General features: G+C 56.5%; 6 protein-coding genes and 1 pseudogene. 6 read left to right on the forward strand and 1 reads right to left on the reverse strand.

The window, feature by feature from the left end; translation table 11 throughout:
* Positions 1–11: 11 nt before the first annotated feature.
* The 6 genes and pseudogenes from FEM54_RS19335 to FEM54_RS19360 form a co-directional block, all read left to right on the forward strand.
* Positions 12–210, forward strand: a pseudogene (locus FEM54_RS19335) (hypothetical protein); the annotation flags it as partial.
* Positions 211–369: 159 nt separating this feature from the next.
* Positions 370–765 carry a 30S ribosome-binding factor RbfA gene (gene rbfA / locus FEM54_RS19340; protein WP_003176137.1) on the forward strand — a complete coding sequence of 132 codons (396 nt, stop codon included), beginning with the start codon at positions 370–372 and terminating at the stop codon, positions 763–765.
* 3 nt (positions 766–768) lie between these two features.
* Positions 769–1686, forward strand: coding sequence for a tRNA pseudouridine(55) synthase TruB (gene truB, locus FEM54_RS19345; protein WP_017139248.1), 918 nt, complete (start codon positions 769–771; stop codon positions 1684–1686).
* Between the two features lie 115 nt (positions 1687–1801).
* Positions 1802–2071: a 30S ribosomal protein S15 gene (gene rpsO / locus FEM54_RS19350; RefSeq protein WP_003176135.1), complete on the forward strand. Its 270-nt coding sequence runs from the start codon at positions 1802–1804 to the stop codon at positions 2069–2071.
* 195 nt (positions 2072–2266) lie between these two features.
* Positions 2267–4372, forward strand: a complete 2106-nt coding sequence (pnp, locus tag FEM54_RS19355; protein WP_017139247.1) for a polyribonucleotide nucleotidyltransferase — start codon at positions 2267–2269, stop codon at positions 4370–4372.
* A 296-nt stretch (positions 4373–4668) separates the two neighbouring features.
* Positions 4669–5268, forward strand: a complete 600-nt coding sequence (locus tag FEM54_RS19360; protein ID WP_099547638.1) for a BON domain-containing protein — start codon at positions 4669–4671, stop codon at positions 5266–5268.
* A 340-nt stretch (positions 5269–5608) separates the two neighbouring features.
* On the opposite strand, the gene FEM54_RS19370 is transcribed toward FEM54_RS19360, so the two are convergent.
* Positions 5609–7306: DUF748 domain-containing protein (locus tag FEM54_RS19370; protein ID WP_138452520.1), on the reverse strand; the 1698-nt coding region annotated here is incomplete at its 5' end.

The raw sequence follows: 7306 nt of genomic DNA on the forward strand, positions 1-7306 counted from the left end.
GTACTATGTAACGTAACCGTCCGATCCGTGTACTGCGTGAAGACATCGTTATCTTCGAAGGCGCTGGAATCCCTGCGCCGCTTCAAGGATGACGCTTCCGAAGTACGTGCCGGCATGGAATGCGGTATCGGCGTCAAGAGCTACAACGACGTCAAGGCTGGCGACAAGATCGAAGTCTACGAGAAGGTCCAGGTTGCTCGCAGCCTCTAACTCGCGCACTTCCGGAGCCACGCCGCGTGTGGGCATGCAAATGCCCCGCGCAGCGTACGGACTCTAAACGCAACGCCCGGTCTGGCTTTTGTCAGGCCGGGCGTTTGCCGCTTTCAGACCCCACGGGTTTCACCGTGTGGCAGTAACAGGTAACAAGACATGGCAAAAGAATACAGCCGTACCCAACGTATCGGCGATCAGATGCAGCGTGAGCTGGCCCAACTGATCCGTCGCGAAGTCAAAGACCCGCGCGTTGGCCTAGTCACCATCACCGCCGTTGAAGTGAGCCGTGACGTGGGTCACGCCAAGATCTTCATCACCGTGATGGGGCAGGACAACAGCGAAGAAATCGCGCAAAGCATCAAGGTGCTCAACTCGGCTGCAGGCTTCCTGCGCATGCAGTTGGCCCGTGAAATGAAGCTGCGCAGTGTTCCCCAGTTGCACTTCCACTACGACGAAAGCGTCGTGCGTGGTGCGCACCTGTCGGCATTGATCGAGCGCGCTGTGGCTGAAGACAGCCAGCACCCGTCCACACCTGAAGACGCCAAGGAGTAAGCGGTGGCTCAGGTCAAACGTATCCGTCGCAACGTCAGCGGCATCATTCTGCTCGACAAGCCCATTGGCTTTACCTCCAATGCCGCGCTGCAGAAGGTTCGCTGGCTGCTCAATGCCGAGAAGGCCGGGCACACCGGCAGCCTCGACCCATTGGCCACCGGTGTACTGCCGTTGTGCTTTGGCGAGGCCACCAAGTTCTCGCAATACCTGCTCGATTCCGACAAGGGTTACGAAACCCTCATGCAACTGGGCAAGACCACCACCACGGCGGATGCCGAAGGTGATGTTCTGCAGGTTCGCGACGTGACCGTTGGTCGTGCTGATATCGAGGCCGTTTTACCCGCTTTTCGTGGGCAAATCAGTCAGATACCGCCGATGTACTCGGCGCTCAAGCGTGATGGCCAGCCTCTTTACAAGCTGGCACGTGCGGGCGAAGTAGTGGAGCGTGAACCGCGTTCTGTTACTATTGCGCGGCTTGAATTGCTCGCCAGTGAAGGCGACACCGCACGATTGTCGGTGGACTGCAGCAAAGGCACCTATATTCGTACACTGGTGGAAGATATCGGTGAGCAACTGGGCTGTGGTGCATACGTTGCAGAGCTGCGACGTACTCAAGCCGGACCTTTCACCCTGGCCCAGACGGTCACGCTGGAAGAGTTGGAAGCGGTACATGCCGAAGGCGGCAATGAAGCGGTTGATCGCTTCCTGATGCCATCGGACAGCGGTTTGCTGGATTGGCCATTGCTGCACTTCTCGGAGCACAGCGCGTTCTACTGGCTAAACGGTCAGCCGGTACGTGCCCCGGACGCTCCGAAGTTCGGTATGGTGCGGGTACAGGATCATAACGGTCGCTTTATCGGTATCGGTGAAGTGAGCGAAGACGGGCGTATAGCGCCGCGTCGACTGATTCGGTCAGAATGACCGAACGAGTGTGGCTGTTAACAGGCACGGTCAACACTCATTTTTAGATACAGGGATTTGTCCCTGGCCTGTTGAAGCTGCCCTTTGGGTGGTTTCCTGAAAAAAGGATTGCCTCATGGCTCTCGACGTTCAAGAAAAAGCACAAATCGTTGCTGACTATCAGCAAGCTGTTGGTGACACTGGTTCGCCAGAAGTGCAAGTTGCACTGCTGACCCACAACATCAACAAGCTGCAAGGTCACTTCAAGGCCAACGGTAAAGATCACCACTCCCGTCGTGGTCTGATCCGCATGGTAAACCAGCGCCGTAAGCTGCTGGACTACCTGAAAGGCAAGGATCTGGGTCGTTATCAGGCTCTGATCGGTCGCCTGGGTCTGCGTCGCTAATAAGCGATTGCGCTAGAGGTTGGTTGTCTGCCGTGTGTCAGTGGGATTTCCGCTGGCCCATGGCAGGCTCCCAGCCTCAAGTTTTATCTGGATACACGTTTTACCCTGGACGAGCGTCGGGCCGATTCCCGGCATTGCCCAAGAATTTCGCAAGAAGACAAGTTCCCCCAAGAGCCACAAAGAAGGTAGGACACCGTGAACCCGGTTATCAAAAAATTCCAGTTCGGTCAGTCGACCGTTACCCTCGAGACAGGCCGTATCGCCCGTCAAGCCTCCGGCGCAGTGCTGGTTACCGTTGACGACGACGTTACCGTATTGGTGACCGTTGTTGGCGCAAAGACCGCAGACCCGAGCAAAGGCTTTTTCCCTCTGTCCGTTCACTACCAGGAAAAGACTTACGCTGCCGGTAAGATCCCTGGCGGTTTCTTCAAGCGTGAAGGCCGTCCTTCCGAGAAAGAAACCCTGACTTCCCGACTGATCGACCGTCCGATCCGTCCGCTGTTCCCAGAAGGCTTCATGAACGAAGTGCAGGTTGTCTGCACCGTCGTTTCCACCAGCAAGAAGACCGATCCGGACATCGCTGCGATGATCGGTACCTCGGCTGCCCTGGCCATCTCCGGCATTCCTTTCGATGGCCCGATTGGCGCTGCGCGCGTTGCTTTCCATGAAAGCACCGGCTACCTGCTGAACCCGACTTACGAGCAACAGAAAGCTTCGAGCCTGGACATGGTCGTTGCCGGTACCTCTGAAGCCGTATTGATGGTTGAATCGGAAGCCAAAGAGCTGACCGAAGACCAGATGCTGGGCGCTGTACTGTTTGCTCACGACGAGTTCCAATCCGTGATCAAGGCCGTTAAAGAACTGGCTGCCGAAGCTGCCAAGCCAACGTGGGCCTGGGCTCCACAGGCTGAAGCGACTGAACTGCTGGGCGCTATCCGCTCCGAGTTCGGTGCTGCCATCTCCGACGCCTACACCATCACCGTCAAGGCCGACCGTTACGCGCGCCTGGGCGAGCTGAAGGATCAGGTTGTAGCCAAGCTGTCCGGTGAAGAAGGCCAGCCTTCTTCCAGCGAAGTCAAAGCGGCCTTCGGTGAAATCGAATACCGCACCGTTCGCGAAAACATCGTTAACGGCAAGCCACGTATCGACGGTCGCGACACTCGCACCGTGCGCCCACTGAACATCGAAGTCGGCGTTCTGCCGAAGACTCACGGTTCGGCGCTGTTCACCCGTGGCGAAACCCAGGCTCTGGTCGTTGCAACACTGGGTACTGCCCGTGATGCACAGCTGCTGGACACCCTGGAAGGCGAGAAAAAAGACCCGTTCATGCTGCACTACAACTTCCCTCCGTTCTCGGTGGGCGAGTGTGGTCGCATGGGTGGCGCTGGTCGTCGCGAAATCGGTCACGGCCGCCTGGCTCGTCGTTCGATCTCCGCGATGCTGCCTGCTGCTGACGTGTTCCCGTACACCATCCGTGTTGTGTCGGAAATCACCGAGTCCAACGGTTCCAGCTCCATGGCTTCCGTTTGCGGTGCTTCCCTGGCACTGATGGACGCTGGTGTACCGATGAAGGCACCGGTTGCCGGTATCGCCATGGGCTTGGTTAAAGAAGGCGAGAAGTTCGCCATCCTGACCGACATCCTGGGCGACGAAGACCACCTGGGTGACATGGACTTCAAAGTAGCCGGTACCGCCAAAGGTGTTACCGCGCTGCAGATGGACATCAAGATCAAGGGCATCACCGAAGAAATCATGGAAATCGCCCTGGGCCAAGCCCTGGAAGCGCGCCTGAACATCCTCGGTCAGATGAACCAGATCATTGGTCAGTCGCGCACCGAACTGTCGGAAAATGCTCCGACCATGATCGCGATGAAAATCGACACCGACAAAATCCGTGATGTTATCGGTAAAGGCGGCGCGACCATCCGTGCGATCTGTGAAGAAACCAAGGCTTCGATCGATATCGAAGACGACGGCTCGATCAAGATCTTCGGCGAAACCAAGGAAGCTGCTGAAGCTGCACGTCAGCGCGTTCTGGGCATCACCGCTGAAGCCGAGATCGGCAAGATCTACGTGGGTAAGGTTGAGCGCATCGTCGACTTCGGCGCATTCGTCAACATCCTGCCGGGCAAAGACGGTCTGGTGCACATCTCCATGCTGAGCGACGCTCGCGTTGAGAAAGTGACCGACATTCTCAAAGAAGGCCAGGAAGTGGAAGTGCTGGTACTGGACGTGGACAACCGCGGCCGTATCAAGCTGTCCATCAAGGACGTAGCAGCAGCCAAGGCTTCGGGCGTTTAATCACCCGCAGGCTTTACGCTGAAAAAGAGGACTCTTCGGAGTCCTTTTTTTATGCCCACAGGAAAGTAGCGGGAAATCAGTCGCTTAGTAAATTCTAAAAGCCGCAACTTGCATGCAGGCACGATCGACTTCATGCAAGTTGCACGATTTCGAAAATTGCCTGTTTTTATAAGTTTTTGTTTATAAAGGTTTTATTCCGATTTCGCGACTTGGCACACTGCCTGCAATAACCCTGTTAACGCTGCAGCATCAAGGTTTACACGCTGCAGACTTTTAATAAAACAGGAGTTACTCGTATGAAGAAGTTCGCTCTCGCTACTGCTACCGCTCTGACTCTGGCCATGGGTGCTAACGTAGCCTTTGCTCAGACTTCCCAAGCCCCAATGACCCTGGCGGCCGGTGAAATGACCAAGGCTAAAGAGTCCACTTCGGACACTTGGATCACCACCAAAGTAAAAGCTGATCTGCTGACCGAGAAAGGCATTCCTGGTTCGGACATCAAGGTTGAAACCAACAAAGGCGTGGTTTCCCTGTCCTCCACCGTCGCTATCTCTGATTCCCAGAAAGCCACGGCTGTAGCGATCACCAAGAAAATCAAAGGTGTTACCGCTGTTTCTGCTGACGGCCTGATGGCTGGCGGCGTAGCTAAAGCCGACAACGTCGACAAAGCCAAGACCAGCACTTCGGACACCTGGATCACCACTAAAGTGAAATCCGATCTGGTTACTGAGAAAGGCATTCCTGGTACCGACATCAAAGTCGAAACCAACCACGGTGTAGTGTCGCTGTCGTCGACTGCTGCTGTGACCCAGGCTCAGAAAGACACCGCAGTTGCGATCACCAAGAAAATCAAAGGCGTTAAATCTGTATCGGCTGATGGTCTGACCGTTCAGTAACGCTAAAAGAATCGTCTGAGCTAGACGGCGGCGGCTTAGGGTGAGTTAGTTATCCACCCGATGCACCTCTAAAGTTCATGCGACCGACCACACGGATGTGGTCATTACAGGCCCCGGCACTTGTGTCGGGGCCTGTTCTATTGTGTGGGGAATAGGATTGCGCAGGGCAGCTGACGATCAACTGTGGGAGCTGGCTTGTGTGGGAGCTGGCTTGCCTGCGATGCAAACACCTCGGTTATTCAGTTAAACCCGGGTGATGCTATCGCAGGCAAGCCAGCTCCCACACAATCTATCTCCCACACAAGCCAGTTCCCACAGTTGAGTAGATGTCGCTTGGGGGTTACTCGGCATCCAGATGCATAGGTGTAACGACCCGACCGTCTTTCTCCGCCTGCCCCAGGCTGGCGTCAATGAAGTACACCCGGTCATCTTCCAACTGGCCTTTGTCCACCAGGTAGTCCTTGATAGTGCTGGCACGGTCCTGCCCCAGTTGGCGCAGCAATACATCACTGGCACCCCAGAATTTGATCAAGCCATCACGCAGCTTCGCAGTGCGGTCATCGCTGCTCAGGTCTTTCCATTCGGCCGGTGGTTGTTGCTTAAGACGGGTGCGGTAGATGCCTTCGAGCAATGGCGCTTTTTCCTTCTCCGGCACCACCAGCAATGACGCCTGGGCTGGCACCTTGTCGCCGCGACGCTGGAGGATTTTGTAGTAGTTGTATTGGTATTCACGCTCCAGGCGATCTGCGGCGATGAACGGACCATCGCTGCTGGCCGCTGCCGTGCCTTCAATCTCAAGGCGCAGAGTAGGGCGCTCTTTCAGTGCCTTGGCCAAGGTATTCAGAGCACCCTCGGCCTCTTTGTTCAGTTCGCTGGAGCCTGCGGCAAACGACACGTTACCCAGGTCTTCCGAGCCGCCACCGCTGACCAGCCCGCCAATAAACTTGAACGGCGCCGTGGCTGCGCGCACCACCAGGTTGCGCAGGGTCTGCCACACAATCGGCATGACGCTGAACTGCGGGTTATTCAAGTCGCCGGTCACTGGGAGTTCGATGGAGATCTTGCCGTCAGTGTCCTTGAGCAGCGCAATGGCCAGGCGAATCGGCAAATCGACGGCATCGGCACTGTCGACCTTCTCACCCAGTTGCAATTGCTCAACCACCACCTTGTTTTCAGCCTTCAACTGGCCTTTGGTGATCATGTAGTGCAAATCGAGGTTGAGACGGCCTTTGCGAATGCGGAAACCCGCGAACTTGCCGGAATATGGCGTCAACGTGGTCAGTTCGACACGCTTGAAGCTGGTGGCGATATCCAGCGCCGCCATTGGGTCAAACGGGTTGACGCTGCCCTTGATAGTGACCGGCGCGTAGCGATCCACCTTGCCCTTGATGTCGACGCTGGCCGGTTTGGCCTGGCGGCTGTCGATAGTGCCAATCTGCCCGTTGAGTTGCTGGATAGCCGTGGCGAAGTTGGGCGTGAGGCTGAAGTCGGCGAAGTTGGCCGAGCCGTCATTGATCGCAACCTGCCCGATATGAATGCCCAATGGCTTGTCTTTGCTCGCCGCCGGTTTGGTTGCCGACTTGGCGCCACTGTCGGCCGGTTGCGGGATCAACAAGTCATCGATGTTGGTGGTGCGGTCATCGTTGATCATAAAACGCGCATACGGCTGCAGCAGGTTGACCTTATCGATCGACAGGCTGTCGCCGTGCTGGTAGTTCACACCTTCAAGCACCAGGCGCTGCCACTTGAGAAAGTCGCGGGTCTTGAGGGTGTCCAGGGTGTGCAACTGGTCGACCTGAGCGCGGCCGGTGACCTGCAGGGCCAAAGGCTCGGTGCTTTTGAGGTTCACATCGAGGTTGCTGCCCAGCATACCGCTGCGCAGCTCCAGGCGAATAAACGGACTGATATAGGATTGCGCGACGCGCAGGTCGATGTCCTGGGTGTTCACTTTCAACTTGGCGCTGACCGGGTTGAGGTTGACCTCGCCGGTTGCGCTGATCTTGCCTTGCTTGCCCAGGCCGGAGTCGACCTTCAGGGT

It is taken from the genome of Pseudomonas edaphica (genome assembly GCF_005863185.1).
GTDB classification, from domain to species: domain Bacteria; phylum Pseudomonadota; class Gammaproteobacteria; order Pseudomonadales; family Pseudomonadaceae; genus Aquipseudomonas; species Aquipseudomonas edaphica.

Coding starts and splice junctions, on each gene's coding strand:
- rbfA (WP_003176137.1), top strand. CDS start 370: ATGGCAAAAGAATACAGCCGTACCCAACGTATCGGCGATCAGATGCAG.
- rpsO (WP_003176135.1), top strand. CDS start 1,802: ATGGCTCTCGACGTTCAAGAAAAAGCACAAATCGTTGCTGACTATCAG.
- FEM54_RS19360 (WP_099547638.1), top strand. CDS start 4,669: ATGAAGAAGTTCGCTCTCGCTACTGCTACCGCTCTGACTCTGGCCATG.